The sequence below is a fragment of the Vibrio gallicus genome (genome assembly GCF_024346875.1).
Classification (GTDB): domain Bacteria; phylum Pseudomonadota; class Gammaproteobacteria; order Enterobacterales; family Vibrionaceae; genus Vibrio; species Vibrio gallicus.
In genome coordinates this window covers 1,470,127-1,488,489 of sequence record NZ_AP024871.1, presented here as the reverse complement: position 1 = coordinate 1,488,489, position 18,363 = coordinate 1,470,127, and the positions used below count along the sequence as shown (strand labels likewise).

The following is an 18,363-nucleotide window of genomic DNA, read 5'->3' as shown; positions in this document are numbered from 1 at the left end:
AACATGTTAATTAGTAACAAGCGAGCGATTACGCTTACGTTACTTGCTAGTGTGGCAGGCTTCGCGTCTGCCGCACCGGCTCCAGTTTCTGATCTTAGCTCATCTACTAACCAAGCCAGTGTCTCTACAACAAGCACGACTTCATCTAGTACTTCAGCGAGCCGAAAAGAAACCGACGTACAGCGATTAGAGCGTCTACTGCGCAACAGCAATCGAGTTCAAGCGGGCTTGCAACAACAGGTAGATGATATGTCTATCGAGATAAGCGAGTTGCACGGCGCGTTAGAGAAAAATCAACACCAAATGCAACAGCTAGTCGACCGCCAGCGAGAGCTGTTTATTGAACTAGATAAGGTTCGTTCAGAGGCTGCCAAACCTAAGGTTGCCCCACAACCAGCAGCAGAACCCGATTCAACAGGTAAGTATTCTGATAATCAAAGTGAACAACAAGCATATCAAAGTGCCGTTGACTTGATTTTAAAGCAAAAAGACTACGATGCAGCAACTGCGGCATTTGAAAACTTCATCACTAAATACCCACAGTCTGTATATGCATCTAATGCCAACTATTGGCTCGGTCAGCTCTATTTTAGTAAAAAAGACGACCTGAAATCAGCGAAAGCATTTGCTGCCGTAGTTTCATATAAAGATTCGAATAAGCGTGCTGATGCACTGGTTAAGTTAGGTGATATTGCAGTGCGTAATAACAATGCCAAGGCGGCAAAAAAGTATTACGAACAAGCAGTTGTAGAGTATCCAAACACCTCATCTGCTCAGTCAGCTCAATCCAAAGTGAGCAAGCTTAAGTAGAGTAAAATGTGATCCAGAGCCCAACATCTATGTTGGGCTTTTTGCTTTTGGCAAGGGCATAAAGAAAGGTGTACAATGCTCAAAGTTATTTACGTTTTCAGGCGTAGTTATGAGCCAGATTTTAGAAACAACACAAACTATATACCCATTTCCTCCTAAGCCAGTTCCTCTTTCTGCTCAGCAGAAGGATGCTTACAAGGCGAGTATTAAACAGCTTCTACAGCAAAAAGATGCCGTGCTTATCGCGCACTACTATACCGATCCCGAGATCCAAGCCCTTGCCGAAGAAAGCGGCGGCTTTGTTGGGGATTCGCTTGAGATGGCTAAGTTTGGTAACCGTCACCCAGCTAAGACATTGATCATCGCTGGGGTACGCTTTATGGGAGAATCTGCAAAAATTCTTACCCCGGAAAAAACCATCTTAATGCCAACCTTAGAAGCGGAATGTTCCCTTGATCTAGGTTGTCCTGAAGATAAGTTTACCGAGTTTTGTGATGCCCACCCTGAGCACACCGTGGTTGTGTATGCGAATACTTCAGCGGCTGTAAAAGCTCGCGCTGACTGGGTTGTGACTTCAAGTATTGCACTTGAAATTGTAGAGCATCTAGACGCAGAAGGTACGCAGATTATCTGGGGGCCTGACCGCCACCTAGGTTCTTACATTGCCAATCAGACAGGAGCAGAGATGCTGCTGTGGAATGGCGAATGCGTTGTACACGATGAGTTCTCAGCCAAAGCACTAAGAGACATGAAGGCCGTCTATCCTGACGCCGCTATTTTGGTGCACCCTGAGTCTCCTGCAAGTGTTGTAGAACTGGCCGATGCAGTGGGTTCTACCAGCCAATTGATTAAATCTGCAAAAGAGCTACCTAACAAGCAACTGATAGTGGCGACAGATAAAGGTATCTTCTTTAAAATGCAACAATTGGTGCCAGAGAAAGAGCTTATCGAAGCACCAACCGCAGGCGCAGGCGCAACATGTCGCAGCTGTGCGCACTGTCCTTGGATGGCAATGAATGGCCTTAAAGCGATTGAATCAGCGTTGAAAGAGGGCGGGGCAGAGCATGAGATATTCGTTGACGAATCTGTGCGAGTGAAGTCGCTTATCCCACTAAATCGTATGCTAGATTTTGCAGAGCAACTAAACCTAAAAGTGAAAGGCAACGCTTAAGTAACAGCGCATAGGCTTTGACTAATAAAAAACCTCGGTCACTTGGCCGAGGTTTTTTTATGGTATTAAAGATGTTGTAACTATGCTTGCTCAGCAAGTGCTACGCCGCGCTGGGTTAAACCACACAGCATTGCAGGCATTGCATTGAATATCTCAGCAAACTGCTCCAGCCCATTAATGCCTTCTTCTGAAAGGGTTTCTAAAGAGGTCTCTGGGTCATAGAGCATACTGATAGAAAGAATCACACCACCTAGTAGTGCATTATCTTGGCTATCTTCCGGCATGAGTGTTTGCCAATCATCTTGGGTTAATCCCCAGCCTTGCAGCAAGCCTTCACAGAAGAGCTTAGTTGCTTCAGTGACAATCTCTCCCTCATCTAGTCCACATTCAATAGACCATTGCCAGGTGCCTTCAAATAGAGCAGGGCGCGTTGCATTCCATGCTGTAATGATAGCTTCAAGGTACTGCTCTAGTTGTTCGCCACTAGTAAATGGAGCAGACTCATCGCCTCCCCATAAATAGGCAACCCACTGTGATGGATCTAGAACATGTGGCGCCGCTGCCATTGCTGTCACAAACCCTAACGTCTGATGATAAGGTAAAAGACGGTTTTCTAGCTCAGGTTGAGCAATAATTTCTGCTAAATCCACAATTCGAGTTCCATTTTGATACTTACCCTCATTCTATACCCAAGCGAGTTTAAGATACAGAACCACAACGATACAGCGTAACAAAATGCGATATGAAAGGGACTAATCTACAAAAAAACCGCCGTTACTGTTATTTATTGAGCAAACAGACCAGAACAACCAAAAAACTTAATAGAAGTCCTTGACCACAACCCCACAAATCATTAAATTAGCGCCTCGTTGATTGAGTAAATCAACCGCAAATCAAAACGGTGAGTTGTCCGAGTGGCTGAAGGAGCACGCCTGGAAAGTGTGTATACGGCAACGTATCGAGAGTTCGAATCTCTCACTCACCGCCACATTATAGATTAAAGACGTCCATGGGCGTCTTTTTTCGTTTCTAATCAATACCTTATCCTCCAGCGCTGTCCACACTAGCTGATGATGTCCCAAACTTGATGTATAGAAAACTGTATAGTTTAATCATCTGTGCCGGCAGCGTTATACAGTTACAATTGAAATCTTCTAACGAATCATTGATTGAATTCATCTCGTGTTGCATGCGAGCTTGATAGGGAAAAGCTACATTTTCAATGCGTTAGCTTCGTTACTGTATATTGCTAGATCTATCTCATTTTACTGATAAATAATATACAGTTTCGAGGTGTGATATGCACAAAGGCAAGCTAACTTCTACTCAGTTGCGTGGACTTAAACCCACTGGCCAGAAATTGAGTCAACGGTTCAATGACGGACAAGGGTTATACTTCCATTCTAAATTAAGAGGCTCCGATTCTTGGGAGTTTCGATATATTAAGCCCCTAGGGTCCGCCACATACATTGTTATTGGCACTTATCCTGATCTCTCCCTTCAAGAAGCTAGAAATATCAAAGATAACTATCGTAGGTTGCTGAAAGAGGGACTTGACCCTGCTTTAGAACGTCAGCGAATTAAGTTAGAGCAAGAAGCCGAACGAGTTAATACACTCTCTTTGATTTTTGAATCATGGTTAGAGAGTAAGGCTGGACAGCTTAAACCTAAAACACTTAGCGATATTCGAAGAAAGCTTGAGCTTCATGTTATGCCGCAACTAGGTGACATGAGAGTAGAACTGATTACAGCTCCAGTAGCGATAGGTATATTTAAACCATTGGCGTCATTGGGAAAGTTTGAAACGATCAAGCGAAGTATTCAATTACTTAAAACTGTGATGACTCACGCTGTGAACTTAGGGGTCATTGAGAGTCACAACTTACATGGGATCAATGAAGTCTTTCAGAAACCGCGAGTTAATCATGTTCCTTCTTTAGAAGTAGATGAACTGCCTGAGCTTTTAAGGGAAGTTGCAGTATCTACTATGAGGTTACCAATGAAGCTATTGTTCGAATGGCAACTTCATACAATGACACGCTCAGTAGAAGCCGCATCAGCTCGATGGCAAGACATAGACTTAACAAAGAAAGTTTGGACCATTCCAAAAGATACAATGAAGAATGGGAGAATTCATAAAATACCGTTGACCAATCAAACATTAGTGATATTAAAGCGGCAGTTGCCTTATGCCACCTGGAGTGAGTATGTTTTCCCTTCGGGAATAAACAGAAAAACCCATATACATACAGAATCCTTGAATAAAGCTTTATCTCGAATTGGTTTCAAAGATCGTACTACTGCACATGGACTGCATTCATTGGCTAGTACAACTTTACATGAGCATGGATTTGACACTCATGTGATCGAAGCAGCTTTATCACATACTGATAGAAATCGAGTTAGGGCAGCATACAACAGGGCATCTTTTTTTAATGAACGAATGAAACTGATGACTTGGTGGAGCGACCACATTTCCAGAAACTCTCTGGCTGATCTATCTATGTAAGCTGTTAACGCCTAAATATCTCTCACTTAACTCTCCAACGATGTCCACGGTAAACGGCGTCTACCCATTGTATGGAGTGGAGGGATGTTTTGTGATGAAGTACCTCATAGTTGAACGAACAATGAGGTTTAGATGGCGAGCCATAAGCTGACGGCGACTAAGATATCTAAAGCAATAAATGATGCTAAAAGTTCCAAGAAAACTGTTCGGCATAGTGATGGCGACAAGTTGTATGTATGTGTAGAGGCAAATGGCAGCGTGCACTGGGAGTTGAGGTATATAAAACCAGCCGATGGTAAAACTACATACATGCGATTTGGGACATATCCGAGTCTTGGTTTGTCTAAAGCTCGAGAGGGAAAAGATACGTATTTGGGCTATCTGCAAAAAGGTATTGATCCTCAAATTGTGAAGAACGGAAGCGCACTAGAGAGTGGTGTTTCAGCTGAGGTTACTTTTTATCAATGTTCAGAAATACTAATTGAAAGAAACCCCCTTAGCTGGAAGGCCCGCACTATTCGTCAAAAGCGAGGCACTATTAATAATCACCTTCAGAAAGATATGGGGCCAGTGCCTATAAAACACATTACTACAAGTTTTCTATTTGATGTATTAGATAAGATTTTATCTAAAAATACGGTAAAAAAAGCAATAGAAATTATTGGTCAAGTAATTGATTATGCAGACGTTTTAGGTTTGGATGTAAGTCATGTTTCGACCAAGAAGCTAAAGAGGTATTTCAAGCAACCAGCGCCAAAACATTATCCCGCGATTGAGCCGGTTGAACTAAAAGAACTGATTAAGAAGCTAATTGAATCAAATACTACGCCAATAATATTCTGCTTGTTTATGTGGCAGTTGCAATTGTTGTTAAGGCCCAGTGAGGCCGCTATAACTGAATGGGGATTTATTGAACTAGATAATGGAAAAATCACTTACCCCAAAATGAAAACAGACAAAGAACATTCGGTGCCACTGTCTCCAAGTGTCATTAAGTTGTTGCTGTTTTTGCAGAGCTTTAAGAGTTGTGAAACATATGTGTTTCCGGGACGAACTAAAGCCGGACATGCAGGAGTAGGCTCGATTGGTAGCGTTCTTCGGAGATTGGGTTACCAAGGGAAAATGACAGCACATGGAACTAGATGTATTGGAAGTACCATGCTGCATAATGAGCGTATCCCGACAGAATTAGTAGAGGCAACTCTTTCTCATGTTGATAAAAATCCGATTCGAGCAGCATATTACAGAGAGAACTTTTTTAAGCCGAGAGTTCCTGTAATGGAAATGTGGAGTGAGTTTATTGATGAAGCTTTACACTGGGCTATCCAAGAACTAGATGGCTCTAGTTTACCTTTGCTTGATGTTGCCAAAGCAATCCAGAATGAAACTCCATGCAGTAATTGTTAAAATGAGTGCACAAGCAACTTTTTTGACTACAGTGTAGTGCCCAATTATGTTTGTCGGGTACGAACTGACTGTAAGGTAACAGTTCGAACTACCCCAAATAATATTCATGTGATAACAATGAAATTTATGTGCTCAGAGGGCATTTTCTCCGATTTTATAAATAGCTAAGGGACAAAAGCAAGGTAGGCGTCAGGTAATTAATCTCGTCTGTTTCGAAGAGTTCGTCTTGCGTCGTCACGGCTACCACCAATGCCATCAACATCCATTTTGCGGTGATAACTATTGTTTGACTCATGTGTGCTAAGGCATTCTATACACAGATAGCAACTGGGGGCGACCTTCACTCGTTCAAAGGGGATGACTTCATCACATTCGGAGCAGCGCCGCTGTTTGATGTGAGGTTCATTAAATAGATACTCAAACTCTCTATCAAAATCAGCTCGGACGGTGAACCTAGATGAGTGGTTTGGCTTTAAAGTGACCCCTTGAACTCCCTCTTGACAAAGAAATTTAGCAAACTTACTTGCTTCAGTGAATGATGTGAATTCTTTTGAGAGTATCTCGTTTGAATTCGCGTCCTTTACTCGAATCACATTCACTCGGATAACTTTGCCTTTTTCTAGCCCAAGCTCAATAACAGTCTCATAATCTTCCGGGCAATTGTACATAAAGCTGCTTTTCTTTAAGTAATCTTTTAGCAGTACTAGTTTCCCGGAAAATTGAGGGAAATAGTCGATTCCTCTGATCTCTTTATGATATGCGTCCGTGATAACTTCTTTGCCACAAACATTTCGGCTAATGGAATTTGAGCCGATGAGAGATATGCTGCACAGGCTCAATCGGTTGTCGGTGGTTATTTCAAAACTGGCGACAAACCCTCTGCTACACCCCGAGAGGAATGATGTACTGTTGATACCAAGATACTCAAGGGAAAGAAGTTCTTGCTCCCCTTTTATAGAGAAAACAGGACATAGCAGAAATTCGTCACCCATGAAGGTGATTTTATCCGGTGCAGCTTGTGTCATAATTTACTTCCCACGCTTTGCCAAAAAATGGCTGTAGCTAATGGTTAAACGTTTAACTGTGTATTGGATGGATAATGTCAACACTACACCTATAAAACCACCAGTTAACATATTTAATGCTGCTACACTCACCTACACACTCCCACTGCTGAACTCAATTTGTACGGCTTCACACCTAAACATTTTACGTCGTAGGTGGAAGTATTGTGGAATAATTGAAATTCCTCATAGAATCGGAAAAAAATCAACCATGACGATCCGTCTTAACCCCTTCTTGCGAGAACGTGTATAACTGGACAGAGACCTGCTAGTACTCACCTGTGATAACGCTCATTGGGACAAAAGCGCCTTAGTGTCAGATGTTTACGTTTTGAGTGTGGTCATCGTGAATGTCTGCAATTGATTTGAAGTGTTAAGCCGCTTTAATTCGATTCGAACCCGTTTGAACACATAGTCGACGATACATAACTAGATACAACCATTTTCTGTTCTTCGTTCAGTTCACCAGATAGAGCTGGAATCGCTGTTATTGTTATTGTTGTAGCAAGGATCAGCTTTTTCATGCCGCTATGTTCCCCTTGTTTGTAAGGATTAAAATCTTCTTTGGTTATCTAATGTGCCTTTGCTGGGGTTGGAACTGCGGCCAAGCAAAGTGTTGATTTGTTTGTATGCACTTCGTGAAACACTGTAGGTGTCACGACCGTCGCCAAAATCACTGATGGCTCGAATGGCCGTGAAGTTATTCCACAGCGATTCTCTGGTAACGATACTATTCATTACGCTGATGTTGGTCACACCCTTTGATTTCATCAAGTCGGCGTAAGCTTCACACTCAACATTAAACATGTCTGGGGAAGCGTTAAGCCTATCTAGTACGTTCTTGTGTTTGTTGGCCTTAGCTTGTCTAAGTTTCGCTTCTTCGATTTTCTGAAGGAATGTTTTCATTGCTCTATGTTCCTATTAAATAATGCCGTCGTCTTTCGCCATCTCGTAACATATTTTCGCTGTAGCTTTGGGGTCAGTGTCGGCTATTTTTACAGGGCGACCGCATGAATGCCTAGTTTTCCACCACCTGACTAAAGCCAGCACTCAATACTGCCTCTAGCATTGATGTATTCATCATGCAGCGCTTTTGCTTACCAACAATGCTTAGCTTGGTTGGCTCTTCTCGGAGCATGTTCAAACTCATATGGCGTAGGCATGATAGATTCTCTGCACCGTGATCTTTGTATATCTGGCACGCATCTTCATTCATGGTTACATCAAGCACCCAGTGCATTGATTCTATGCCCCAATGCTCTCTGACTGCCATCGCAGCTTGCTCTGCACTCAGCTTTTTAGAACTGATATAATAACGGTACTCTAGATCGACAGATTTGCCTTTCTCAAGGCGAAAGTTTTCAACCATAACAATGCTCTTCAAGGCTTTCCAGCGAGAGAAGTTACCTTCAAGTTTCGTACTATCAAAAACATAGCATTGGCGTGATTCTATACGACCGTGTCCTTGCTTAAGAGAGATCTCATCAACCACATTGGCTCGTTGAGAAGAGAACGCCTTTTCTATTGCTTGTCGGAGTTTTCCTTGGTTGCTCTTTACGGCAAGCAAGTAGTCACCACCTTGCTCTACAATGGCTTTAGCAATCTTGGTTTGGCAGGCCATAGCATCAATGGTTACTAGCGCTCCCTTGACATCGAGCATCTTTATCAGTTCAGGGATCGCTGTAATTTCATTGCTTTTTTGTTCGGTTTTTAACTGCCCTAATACGAGCTTGTTTGATGACGCGTAAGCACTGATCATATGAATAGTACTCGCTCTGTCTTCGCGATTATATGAGCCGCGAAGCGTTTTGCCATCGATCGCAACGACTTGACCATCAGTAAGGGTGTGAATTGATGACATCCAGTTTATGAAGCATTCATGAAACTGCTCAGGTTCAATCGTCGATATTATTCGAGCAACAGTGTCATCAGCAGGAATACCGTTCAAAAATAGGTCATTGCGCCTAAACCAGTCATGATGTCCGTGAATGTACTCACGAATATCAAACCAGCCTTTCGCACCAGCAATAACCGCACATAGCGAGCCAAAAAGGACTTCAAACAGGCAATAAGTGACCTTTGCACCTTGGCGTTGGTCGGTAATCGTTTGAAAATGTTCTTTGAAGTGGTCGATGTGCATGATTTGCTCCCTAAAAAGGGAGTATATGATCACAGCTAAATGTGATCGTCAAATCGATCGTGATTTTGAACAAAAAACGTTCACAATCTCACCCTGTTAGGGCGGCTTTGTTTCTTTTTTCTTTGTCCCTTTTTTCTTTATCTACTTTATACGGTTTGAATATTTAAATGATCAACCAATATAAATAGTAAAATGAGATAACTCGTAAATATCATGAGTACAGGAAGGTATTTCATGTGAGCTCCTTATATTGTGTCAATGCATTATCCCATTAATTTATTGTGTTAAGCAGGAATTAGAGAAATTCATTATTGCTACTTAGTTATAATCAAATTTGAATTTCTCTAATTCATGGTGCTAATGGGTTCGGACGTGAATAATAGCCTCAGTTCGCCAATCACGGCTTTTAGATTCATTACCGGAGTTACTATGAAAACCAAATCACTACGCACTGTTATTCCTGCATTGCTACTCAGCTTATCAAGCACAGGGGCGTTTGCTGGAATGGAACTGCAAGAGCGAAAGGTTCCGACCCCAGCAGGAATATCGACAGAGTTTGCTCAGTTATTTGAGCACAGAGTTATCTCACCGGCAATTCCTGTTCCTAACAACACGGCAGAGTGGTTGGCGTTACAAGCCCAATTTGATGCACCAGGTATTAAGATTGCTCAACAAGCTCTAGAGCGCCTGGGCGTTACTTATGAAGCTAAGCAGTTTGCCGGAGTCGATACGTTCTTTGTTACACCGAAGAATATTGCCCCTGAATACAAAGATAAGTGGCTAGTACATATCCATGGTGGTGCATTTGTTTTCGGTGGGGGTGAATCAGCTTTACGAGAAGCTATTTGGGTTGCGAACGGGCTAGGTGCACAGGTGATCTCTGTTGACTATCGTCAACCGCCACTGCATCCATTCCCAGCGGCAATTGATGATGCAGTAGCAGTATGGAAAGAGCTAATAAAAACTCAATCACCAGAATCAACAGCGATTTTTGGCACATCCGCAGGCGGTAACTTAACGTTAGCAACGACACTTAAACTGCAAGAACTCGATCTTCCCGCACCTGGCGCATTGTTTGTTGGGACTCCTTCAGTCGACCTTAAAGAGACATCGGATTCATGGTTAACGATGCAAGGCTTAGACCCTCTAGGTCAGCGAGAAGGGCTGATTGAGGGCACTTTCGATGTCTATGCTGGTGGAGAAGCGCTTGATAATCCTCTTATTTCACCAATATACGCTGATATTGGTGAATTCCCACCAACGATATTTATTTCAGGCACTCGAGATCTCTTGTTAAGTGATACGGTTCGTATGCATCGATTATTACGCAGTGCAGACGTAGAGACTGACCTGCATATATATGATGGCCAATCTCATGGTGATTATATGAGTGGTATCTTAATCGATATGCCAGAGTCTGAAGATGCTATTAATGAGTTAGGTCAGTTCTTTAATAAATATATCAACTAGTTTATTTCAGCAAGCTAATATTGAATCACATGGATGTGAATTTTTATTTGGAGGATATAATGACAACGTTATTCACTTCACTTTTAAAATGTATATCTACGTTACTACAAGCTAATTATCATTACTCTCAACATCAATCTGTCATGGATCATTCTTATTCGCTAGCCCCTATGTTTTCATTGGAACAAAGTGATGACGGGAGATCGTTGTGATAAGACGTTTTTATTCGATGTTAGTAGCCGTTTTTCTAACCATACCTAATGCGCTAGCCATGCCAAGTATTGCTTTGGAGCTCGCTGACACCTCGAGCCCCACTCATACTCTTTCGAGCTTCATCAGGGATTCGAGTGTGGTTATCGAGCATTGGAAAAATGAAACACTGCATCTTAAAGAAGCGCAGCATGCTTATTCACAAGTGATCAGAACCATGGATTTGTCTATGGTTCCGAATCGAAGCCGAACAGTTGTCGTGATGGAGAAAATAATTCTGCTTCGAGAGGTGTTGGATAGAGTTGACCCCAGTACTCATCAGCTGGCGCCAAATCTAGAGCAAATAAAAGGGGAGGGTATTGACCACTGGCGCCTAGGCAACACTGAGATTGTATTATCTCGCCAAACTCTGGGTGAGCGAACCGATCAGTTCTTATTCAGTTCTAATTCGATCCAAAGCCTTCCTGGTTGGTATAGAACGATGTCAGCCCTACCTTACCATGCTGAAACGCGTTCAGATTATTATCAAGAATTTCTGATCAGTCCTGGTCCTTTATTTTCTAAGCAATTTGTTCTGTCTTTACCTTCATCTTTTAATAAACTCTATGGGGCGCTTCCACTTTGGCAATGGTTTGCGCTTTCTGCCGTCTTGCTAGTATGCAAGATTTTGATAAAAATAAGCTTTTTTCTTGGTGAACGTTGGAATAGTCGCTGGGAAGGCAAAGGGTTAAAGTGGCGAGCTGGTCGATTGCTATCGCTTGTGGGTGTGGTAAACCTGCTGTTTTTAGCCCGATGGGTGATCGATGATGGGATTTGGATTACAGGTAGCATTTATCAGCTGTTCACCACGTTTTTTCTACTTGCTCAATTTACTTTTGTTTCGTGGCTCATTATGGCCATTTTCAATTATTTCGCTGATATCTATGTATTCAAAAAGCATAATGGTAAGCATGTAGATTCGTCATTGATTACTGTATTAGCACGTATATTTGGTGGCCTAACTATTGCGATTCTTGGTATTTATGTCATCGAATTTATGGGATTCTCGATCTCCCCAGTATTGGCAGGTTTGGGTGTGGGTGGCTTAGCGGTTGCACTGGCCATTCGCCCTATATTGGAGAACGTAATCAACGGATTAACGCTCTATGCTGACGGGGGCGTAAAGATTGGTGAATTTTGTCGTTATGGAGACAAACTAGGAACCATTGAGAGTATTGGTTTGCGTTCGACTCGAGTCCGGACGCTAGAGCGCTCTTTAATTACCATTCCTAACTCGGAATTTGCCAACATGGAAATTGATAACTTGGAGCGGCGTGATAAGCGACGCATGGATCATGTGTTGAGATTGCGTTCTGAAACCACCCTTGAGCAATTACGCGTACTGATCGTTAATCTGCGCCGGTTGTTGCTACAACATCCAATCATAGAAGAAGATCCAGTTCGAGTGAGGCTCATGGGTGTTGGGGAATACTCCATCAATATTAATCTGATGGCTTACATTAGCTGTCGTGACCATGAAGAGTTCATGGCTGTCCAAGAGGATATTTTGTTTTCTGTATTGACCCAAGTCGAGAGCATTGGTGCGAAGATAGCTCACTCTACGCAATATCAACTTGTGGATGTAAATGCCAATGACAATGAGGAACAGAAACGAAAAGCCGAACAGGTTGTTGCGCAGTGGCATGAAGAGCAAGCCTTCCCATTTCCTGATTTCAGCTTTGAATATAAGTACGAAATCAAAAATACCATCATGTATCCGGTGGTAACCTCTGCTGTGCGCGCACCTTCTGCTTAAAGCAGCCTCAGACACGATTACCCTAAAGACAACGTGCCCCTAAAGCGACCTATATATCGCTTTAGGGGCCAGAGCTTATAGTTAATAGTTTTTAATTGAGGCCAGAAATCCCGCTCGCTATCGACTGTCAGGTTGAACAATACTATCAAAGTAGCTCTGCATGGTTTGATGCAATAGTTGGTGAAGTGGGAAGCCTCGCTTGGATTGCAGGTAGCCGCCCTCTACACCAATTTGGCGCATTTCTTTTGGTAAATTAGGTAATGGGTAACAGCGGAGTTCCGAATCATCTTCCGTCATAAAACTGCTGCCAAAAGAGAAGGCATCCGAATTTCTGAGCTTGCTTCGTAATACTGTGAGGCTATGTGTCGCCAGCACAATATTCGCGTTGTAGCCTTTTGATATATAGAGATCTTCAATCGGAGCGCGCTTGGTGTTAATGCCATCAATTAAGATTCTTGTTATTGGTAGGTGATGAATATCTTCCCATTCACTGCTTTTACTTAACACTGGGTGATCTTTACGCGCAATTAGGCTCAATTTTACTTCGGTGAGCTTATGTTGGTAGATATCTTGAGGTAATGGAATGCCTGAAAGTTGTAGTAAATAATCGACTTGTCCATTCAGTACTTCTACCAAGCTTCTATCTTGCCAGTAGATCAATTTAAAGCTCGCTTGTGGTAAAGCTTCTTGTAGAACCTTAAAAACCCCATCGCCATACAGTTCAAGTAGAAATATGTTTAATGCAATAGTGACTTCGCCGGTAAATATTTTAGGGTCAAAGTTGTGGTAGGACTCAATCACTTTTATCAAAGGGGAGTACATTTCATCGGCCGCTTCGGCGAGTTTCTCTGCCAGCTCTGAAGGCTCGACGCCGTGTGCTTTACGAAGAAAAAGCTGGTCGCCAAAAGTTTCTCTTAACTTCGCCATCCCTCTGCTGACACTGGTTTGCGATATACCAAGCTTGTCTGCTGCTGCATGGGTATTACGAGTTTCAACAACCGCTTTAAGTAACTTGAGCAGATTTAGGTCTAAGTCTTGAAGTTCTTTCATGGGTTACCTTTTCATAACGAAGTTCGAAAGCGTAACCTAAGAATAAGGGAAATTAGTCTTTGTTCAATAGTTTAAGAACGATATGTGTTAAAGAATGTTTGATACGGTTCGCAGCAATGCGCTGTGAGCAGAAGTTAGCTTTCAACGAAAGGCGTTCTAAATATCTTGAGTAAGTAAAAGGAGGGCTAGCAACATCCGTGTTACTACAGGTGCTTAGGGCTTGATGTGATACAAGAGCTTCGACTTAGAGTACTCGTATTAGGTAGAGTCAAGGGCATTATAGTGAATGAGTGTAGCTACAGCGCATAGGTGTAGTGAATGCCCACCTTGTTGTCGGTTTCATCGTAGATACTATACTTAAATGAAATATTTTGGTTATCTGCGAATTGGTATGAAAAATTACCTTCCCAGTCTAACGTGTTGATTTTAAGTGTTTTGTCACTCAAAGACGTCGTGTAGATAGGTGCTATCATCATAGAGACTTGCTCTGTAATGGTAACGACACCGTACAATTGCGCCATAGCAATAGGCACGTCTTTATTAAGGTTATCGCTGGATATGACACCCGCGCCAAGAGTCGGTGCAATCAGTAGCCGTTCATGCAGCGGCAGGACTTGCATCGCGTTCAATACGAAAGTGTGTGTGTCATGTTGGTCATCATATAAATAGTCTCCCATAACCCCACTACCGAAATTGGTGCTCAGTGCGGCGGCTCTGACTCTGTATGTGTCAAAACTGTTTAGAGACTGAGCAAAAATCAATCCCGCCCAATCGTCATTGATTGCTCTAGCATATCCAAATCCGGCATCAAGGCCTTCATTGCTGTACCCTAATTGAAGGGAGCTATAAGCGGCAGTCGGGTCGGTGAAATCAATGGGTGTTGTTTCAATAGTCGCTTCTGTAAACTCTTCTACCGCGGATTCAAAATCAATTGTGTTTTCATCAGCAATGGAATAAGCGCTGATAATACAGCTCAGTAATATTAGTTTAGTTTTCAAAGTGGCTCACTTATTTAAATATTTTAAAATTAGGTATTAAAAAATGAGCTGCCTATTAACGGCAGCTCTAATGATTTAGAAAGAATGTTTAAAAGAGAATAATGAAAGGTTATTACCATCATCATATTGATAGCTATAGACGAACGCGCTTGTGCTATTTAATTGATAACCAAGTTCTGCCGTGTAATCCCAATCTCTAAGCGTCGATTGGTTGCCATTCTTTTCTTTCACTTTACCTAAGCTGTAAGTGTATTCCGGTGTGAATCCTACCCACATGCTAGGGTTCAGGTTGTAAGTCATATCAAGTGATGCACTGGTGTAGTAAACACTGCTGCTCATCTGTTGATGCTTCAGGTTACCTAGCGTTACTTGAGGTACAACAGAAAACTGTTCGTTAACCGTATTGGCCTTGTAGAGACTGAAGCTATAGTCATTCGCGCGCAAATTATCTGATTGGAAGTTGGTATCATGTTCATACTCAAAAACAAGCCCTAAGCCATCGCTTCTTTGAAAATCAAATCCCAATTCATGGTTATCAAAATTGTCGTCACTGCTATATGAACTTAGCAAACTCCAATCGTTATTTAGTGACTTGGCATATTGAAGGCCAATATCAAAATTGTTGCTGCCGTAACCAATATCAAACCCCGAATAATGTTGTTTAGAGTCAGAGAAATCAACATTGTTATTTGCAAGTACTAAAGGTGAAGAAATAAGTGATGCAATTAATAGAGATGTTTTAGTTAGTTTCATAAATATAAATCCAAGTTGTGTTTGTTTATGCCGCTATTTTATTTACTGACCGGGGAATAGACTATGAATTACAGCGATTCATATTTGCTAAACGTATAGACATAATAAAGCCCCAACCAAAAATGGCTGAGGCTTAAAATTGGGCTGTTTGTTTACTTATAAGAGTTCATTGATCTCAAGAACGATTTCTTGGATCCCGAGAGTGAAAAACTGCACTCCCATACAGATCAATAGAAAGCCCATAATTCGGGTAAATGCATTGATGCCATTTTGACCAAGCGCCTTGAGCAGAGGGTACGCCATGGTTAATGTGAAGGTCGCAATAAGTGCAACGAGAGCAAGCCCTGCGACTACACCACTATAGACGCTAGTCATACTTGTGTGGTTTTCATAAGTAGCAATTTGAGCGGCCAGGCTGATGATCATCGCCATAGAACCAGGGCCACACAGTGAAGGAATGGTCAAAGGTACTAGTGCTATTGAATCTTGCCTTGAGGGGGCGGCTCCATTGTCGGGGCGAGGAAACAGCATATTGAAGCCAATCGCGACAATGATGATGCCACCACCTAAACGCAAGCTCGGTATTGAAATACTGAAAAGTTCGAGTACCGATGCACCAATGAAGAAGGTGATGCACAAGGCAATGAAAAGATAGACTCCAGTCGTTTTGGCTTGCGACACAATATAGCTCTTATCTCGTCCTTTACTCAAACCGAGTAAAACCGTTGCTGCTGCGGGTGGGTTCATGATGGGTAATAGGCCAAGAACCGTGAGTGTCATATAGGTGAACAATGTTTCTAAATGCATAAGAATCCCCATTTTGTGGTGGAAGAAAAGGTTAAATCACAGTAAAAAAGCGTGTGCTAGATACAGAACACTGAAGAACGAAATTGCGTCGGTTAAGGTTGTCAGCATTGGGCTTGATAGCATGGCTGGGTCGAAGTTGAGCCGTCTTAGTAGCAAGGGCAATGTACCTCCAATCACGACGGCAAGAGAAGAAGAAAGTGTGTAAGCAATGGCAATAACCAATGGCAATCCAGAGTGATCCCCGCCAAGCGTGAACAACGTAAGCAGAGCCAGAACACCACCAATTAGCATTCCATTGATCGCGCCGATTGGAATCTCTTTCGCGACCACATACAGCAGGTCTTTGGCTGAGATCTGGCCCATAGATAATTCACGTATCGACACTGCAACGGATTGATTCCCAGCCGCACCAGAAAGATTGGCGACAAGCGGCAACACGGCCGCTAAGACGGCAATTTGTTCAATGATGGGTTCGTAAATAGCAATGATTGAAATCGCGGCATAACTTAAGGCGACTGAAGGCAATAAAAAGGCGAGTCGACGTAGGTTACGTTTTAGTATTGGCATGGTGCGAGACTCATCACCTCCAAATACACCGGATTGCTCCAGCATTTGCTGCTTCGAACGTTGGTATAAGGCTTCATTGAGATGTTTAAAACCGACGATGCCTATTTGGAAACCTTGTTCATCAACGATGGGAACAACGGGGTGTAAAGTGGTGTCCAGCGTACTTTTAATCGTATTTAGATCCGTGTCGGGGCTGATAACAGGCACTGTGGTATCTATGTATTCCCTTAATGACGTACCACGTGGTAGCAGCAGTACATCACGGATCTTCAGCCCGCCTAAATAGCTGCCTTCAGTGTCATGCAAGTAAACGTAGCGCCACTCTAGTCGGTCTAAGTTGTGTTCTTCTGCGCTTAATATTGCGCTCAAACTGTCGATGGTAGCGTCTGCTGACAGTTTGAGGACTTCGCTTTTACAAATCCCTCCGGCAGAGTCTTGTGGGTAGATCAAGGCTGCACGCTCTTCGTCTTTCCATGTTGAAGGAAGGGCTTGCCTGAGCTGTTTTTGTAGGTCGCTTGGCAGCTCATTGAGTAGCAGCCGGCGGTCTGCGGAATGCAAATATTGAAATAGCACTATGGTGCTACTTTCAGATAGTTGACTTATCAGCCATAGAAGCTCGGGATCAGATAAGTGATCAAGTAAGTTGGCAGCAAGGCTTGGGTTTACTTCGCTTAATAGAGTCCAAGTGGCGATACGTTGCTGGTCAGAGAGCTTCCTTAAGACTGATGGCAATTCGACGGGTTCAGCCTCTAGAAGCGTTTGATTCAGTCGTTTAGCCTTTCTTAGAGTTAGACACTCCAGTATTTTGAGGTACAGCTTTTCCGCTCCTTCTGATGAAAAAGCTAATGTGATTAATGTCATATGTTAGACCTTTAACAATAAGTGAGAATACGATTGAAGCGATTTTTATTCGGATGTTTGTGGTTGTTGCTTCTTGGTCGCAAGCCGAATAAAGAGGGCGATAAATGCGGTAACCATCAGGATTAAACTGCCCATTAAGAACCACTTTGTAATCAACTCTTGATATTGAGAGACGAATGGGTGTCGCATGATCCACTTTCCTATCAGCAATAAACTGAAGACCCATGTAATCGAACTAGTGAAGCTAACAATCAGCGTTCTTATTGCGCTGAGTTGTGCAACGCCCATCAACATCGGGGTCAGTACGCGAACAAATGGGACAAACCGCGAAACGAACAGGGACAGAAACCCGAATCGGTTTAATAGTTTTTTTGCTTTGGGCAACGATTCATCTGGCAGTGTTTGTTCAGCTTTACGCATGAACGGAATATTGTGCAGCCAGCGCCCTTGAAGGTAGGCAATGATACTGCCCAAAAAAGAGGCACTGGTTAGAAGCATTAGAGCACTTGAAAAATCAATCGCGCCCAAACCAACCATGCCCCCGACAAACAGCACTAGGCCGTCACCGGGTAGTGGTAAGAAAACAAAACTCGACTCTAGGAAAAGCACGACACCAAGCAAAAGCAATAAAACGTGCAGTGAATTCAACTCAAGTAAGGCATCAAAGTCTTGCAGCCAAATCGCGGAAATAATCTCTTGCATGGAAACTCCAAGTTAACGTGGGCTCTGGCTGTTGATAGCCGGAGCCCAC

17 protein-coding genes and 1 tRNA gene are annotated in these 18,363 nt (G+C 42.7%); 7 read left to right on the top strand and 11 right to left on the bottom strand.

The window, feature by feature from the left end; genetic code table 11:
* Positions 1-3 precede the first annotated feature (3 nt).
* The gene (ybgF, locus tag OCU28_RS06830; protein ID WP_261815467.1) at positions 4-810 is read left to right on the top strand and encodes a tol-pal system protein YbgF; all 807 of its coding nucleotides are present in this window, start codon (positions 4-6) and stop codon (positions 808-810) included.
* 109 nt (positions 811-919) lie between these two features.
* Positions 920-1,981, top strand: a complete 1,062-nt coding sequence (nadA, locus tag OCU28_RS06825) for a quinolinate synthase NadA (RefSeq protein ID WP_261815466.1) — start codon at positions 920-922, stop codon at positions 1,979-1,981.
* An 80-nt stretch (positions 1,982-2,061) separates the two neighbouring features.
* On the opposite strand, the gene OCU28_RS06820 is transcribed toward nadA, so the two are convergent.
* Entirely contained in the window at positions 2,062-2,631 is a 570-nt protein-coding gene (locus OCU28_RS06820) for a UPF0149 family protein (RefSeq protein ID WP_261815465.1), read from the bottom strand.
* Between the two features lie 250 nt (positions 2,632-2,881).
* Between OCU28_RS06820 and OCU28_RS06815 the strand changes: the two genes are divergently transcribed.
* From OCU28_RS06815 to OCU28_RS06805, 3 genes are all read left to right on the top strand, one after another.
* Positions 2,882-2,969 (top strand) — tRNA-Ser (locus tag OCU28_RS06815).
* A 312-nt stretch (positions 2,970-3,281) separates the two neighbouring features.
* On the top strand, positions 3,282-4,490 hold the full coding sequence (locus OCU28_RS06810; RefSeq protein ID WP_261815464.1) for a tyrosine-type recombinase/integrase: 1,209 nt from the start codon (positions 3,282-3,284) through the stop codon (positions 4,488-4,490).
* Positions 4,491-4,622: 132 nt separating this feature from the next.
* Positions 4,623-5,897, top strand: a complete 1,275-nt coding sequence (locus tag OCU28_RS06805; protein WP_261815463.1) for a tyrosine-type recombinase/integrase — start codon at positions 4,623-4,625, stop codon at positions 5,895-5,897.
* Between the two features lie 197 nt (positions 5,898-6,094).
* Here OCU28_RS06805 and OCU28_RS06800 read toward each other — a convergent pair whose 3' ends face one another.
* From OCU28_RS06800 to OCU28_RS06785, 4 genes are all read right to left on the bottom strand, one after another.
* Positions 6,095-6,922 carry a TraR/DksA C4-type zinc finger protein gene (locus OCU28_RS06800; RefSeq protein ID WP_261815462.1) on the bottom strand — a complete coding sequence of 276 codons (828 nt, stop codon included), beginning with the start codon at positions 6,920-6,922 and terminating at the stop codon, positions 6,095-6,097.
* A gap of 422 nt (positions 6,923-7,344) precedes the next feature.
* Positions 7,345-7,485 carry a hypothetical protein gene (locus OCU28_RS06795; protein WP_261815461.1) on the bottom strand — a complete coding sequence of 47 codons (141 nt, stop codon included), beginning with the start codon at positions 7,483-7,485 and terminating at the stop codon, positions 7,345-7,347.
* 28 nt (positions 7,486-7,513) lie between these two features.
* Positions 7,514-7,867 carry a hypothetical protein gene (locus tag OCU28_RS06790; protein WP_261815460.1) on the bottom strand — a complete coding sequence of 118 codons (354 nt, stop codon included), beginning with the start codon at positions 7,865-7,867 and terminating at the stop codon, positions 7,514-7,516.
* 112 nt (positions 7,868-7,979) lie between these two features.
* Positions 7,980-9,101 carry an ISAs1 family transposase gene (locus OCU28_RS06785; protein WP_261815459.1) on the bottom strand — a complete coding sequence of 374 codons (1,122 nt, stop codon included), beginning with the start codon at positions 9,099-9,101 and terminating at the stop codon, positions 7,980-7,982.
* Positions 9,102-9,530: 429 nt separating this feature from the next.
* Between OCU28_RS06785 and OCU28_RS06780 the strand changes: the two genes are divergently transcribed.
* On the top strand, positions 9,531-10,571 hold the full coding sequence (locus OCU28_RS06780; RefSeq protein ID WP_261815458.1) for an alpha/beta hydrolase: 1,041 nt from the start codon (positions 9,531-9,533) through the stop codon (positions 10,569-10,571).
* 208 nt (positions 10,572-10,779) lie between these two features.
* The gene (locus OCU28_RS06775) at positions 10,780-12,576 is read left to right on the top strand and encodes a mechanosensitive ion channel family protein (RefSeq protein WP_261815457.1); all 1,797 of its coding nucleotides are present in this window, start codon (positions 10,780-10,782) and stop codon (positions 12,574-12,576) included.
* A gap of 117 nt (positions 12,577-12,693) precedes the next feature.
* Here the strand turns inward: OCU28_RS06775 and OCU28_RS06770 are convergent, their stop codons facing one another.
* From OCU28_RS06770 to OCU28_RS06745, 6 genes are all read right to left on the bottom strand, one after another.
* Positions 12,694-13,626, bottom strand: coding sequence for a LysR family transcriptional regulator (locus tag OCU28_RS06770; protein ID WP_261815456.1), 933 nt, complete (start codon positions 13,624-13,626; stop codon positions 12,694-12,696).
* Positions 13,627-13,922: 296 nt separating this feature from the next.
* Positions 13,923-14,624 (bottom strand): hypothetical protein, encoded by a 702-nt coding sequence (locus tag OCU28_RS06765; protein WP_261815455.1) that lies wholly within the window; start codon positions 14,622-14,624, stop codon positions 13,923-13,925.
* A 75-nt stretch (positions 14,625-14,699) separates the two neighbouring features.
* Complete coding sequence (locus tag OCU28_RS06760; RefSeq protein WP_261815454.1) at positions 14,700-15,377, bottom strand: hypothetical protein; 678 nt, start codon at positions 15,375-15,377, stop codon at positions 14,700-14,702.
* A 156-nt stretch (positions 15,378-15,533) separates the two neighbouring features.
* The gene (locus OCU28_RS06755; protein ID WP_261815453.1) at positions 15,534-16,184 is read right to left on the bottom strand and encodes a MarC family NAAT transporter; all 651 of its coding nucleotides are present in this window, start codon (positions 16,182-16,184) and stop codon (positions 15,534-15,536) included.
* Positions 16,185-16,220: 36 nt separating this feature from the next.
* Positions 16,221-17,612: a magnesium transporter gene (locus tag OCU28_RS06750; RefSeq protein WP_261815452.1), complete on the bottom strand. Its 1,392-nt coding sequence runs from the start codon at positions 17,610-17,612 to the stop codon at positions 16,221-16,223.
* Positions 17,613-17,657: 45 nt separating this feature from the next.
* Positions 17,658-18,314 (bottom strand): DedA family protein, encoded by a 657-nt coding sequence (locus OCU28_RS06745; protein ID WP_261815451.1) that lies wholly within the window; start codon positions 18,312-18,314, stop codon positions 17,658-17,660.
* Positions 18,315-18,363: the final 49 nt, after the last annotated feature.

Coding starts and splice junctions, on each gene's coding strand:
- OCU28_RS06760 (WP_261815454.1), bottom strand. CDS start 15,377: ATGAAACTAACTAAAACATCTCTATTAATTGCATCACTTATTTCTTCA.
- OCU28_RS06780 (WP_261815458.1), top strand. CDS start 9,531: ATGAAAACCAAATCACTACGCACTGTTATTCCTGCATTGCTACTCAGC.
- OCU28_RS06800 (WP_261815462.1), bottom strand. CDS start 6,922: ATGACACAAGCTGCACCGGATAAAATCACCTTCATGGGTGACGAATTT.
- OCU28_RS06790 (WP_261815460.1), bottom strand. CDS start 7,867: ATGAAAACATTCCTTCAGAAAATCGAAGAAGCGAAACTTAGACAAGCT.
- OCU28_RS06770 (WP_261815456.1), bottom strand. CDS start 13,626: ATGAAAGAACTTCAAGACTTAGACCTAAATCTGCTCAAGTTACTTAAA.
- ybgF (WP_261815467.1), top strand. CDS start 4: ATGTTAATTAGTAACAAGCGAGCGATTACGCTTACGTTACTTGCTAGT.
- OCU28_RS06805 (WP_261815463.1), top strand. CDS start 4,623: ATGGCGAGCCATAAGCTGACGGCGACTAAGATATCTAAAGCAATAAAT.
- nadA (WP_261815466.1), top strand. CDS start 920: ATGAGCCAGATTTTAGAAACAACACAAACTATATACCCATTTCCTCCT.
- OCU28_RS06745 (WP_261815451.1), bottom strand. CDS start 18,314: ATGCAAGAGATTATTTCCGCGATTTGGCTGCAAGACTTTGATGCCTTA.
- OCU28_RS06810 (WP_261815464.1), top strand. CDS start 3,282: ATGCACAAAGGCAAGCTAACTTCTACTCAGTTGCGTGGACTTAAACCC.
- OCU28_RS06750 (WP_261815452.1), bottom strand. CDS start 17,612: ATGACATTAATCACATTAGCTTTTTCATCAGAAGGAGCGGAAAAGCTG.
- OCU28_RS06795 (WP_261815461.1), bottom strand. CDS start 7,485: ATGAAAAAGCTGATCCTTGCTACAACAATAACAATAACAGCGATTCCA.
- OCU28_RS06755 (WP_261815453.1), bottom strand. CDS start 16,184: ATGCATTTAGAAACATTGTTCACCTATATGACACTCACGGTTCTTGGC.
- OCU28_RS06785 (WP_261815459.1), bottom strand. CDS start 9,101: ATGCACATCGACCACTTCAAAGAACATTTTCAAACGATTACCGACCAA.